Annotated in this window: 1 pseudogene; it reads right to left on the bottom strand. The window is 60.1% G+C overall.

The features are described from left to right. Positions 1 to 589 (bottom strand): annotated as a pseudogene (locus AC1DMY_RS20900) (hypothetical protein); the annotation flags it as partial.

The raw sequence follows: 589 nt of genomic DNA, 5'->3' as shown, positions 1-589 counted from the left end.
CAACGGCGCGCGGCCCGAAGCGCGGCGCAGCATACCGCCTTCCCCATGTGACCTCTCCCCAGGTCGTGTGTGCTGTGTCGTCGCCGTAGAACGCATACGTATTCGGGTGATATCGGTTGGCGATGGCAAGATGAAATGGGCGGACTCGCTTCTGAATGGTTTGCACATATTGTTTCCAGTCCTTGTCGACCGTCTTCTTGCGCGTATCGAGCGGATTGATAAGTTTTTCGTGGCATAGCGCCCACCACTTTCCCCGCACGGTGTAGATCTCGTTATAGGGGTCGGATCGTGGAAGCGAGACCATGCGATTGCCATCACGGATCTTCAGCCAATGGGAGCCGTACTCGGGCGTCGGGAGCAATTGCAGGGGTCCGGGAGCCTGTGCGAAAACCGCCGTCACTTCTTCGGCATTACGACCCAGGACGCTGCCCGCCGCACCCTCCGTACCGGCTTTCACCCGCTTGTAGGCGACCGCCGCACCGGTCGCCGGCATGACTCCATTCACCACCCCAAGGATGACGTCCTTGACGCCCATCGATTCAGTGAAGTAGCGCCCGACAAGCCCCCCCATCGAATGCGTGACGAGGAT

The organism is Dyella sp. 01L423, from assembly GCF_056399945.1.
This window is presented reverse-complemented; position numbering and strand designations above follow the sequence as displayed.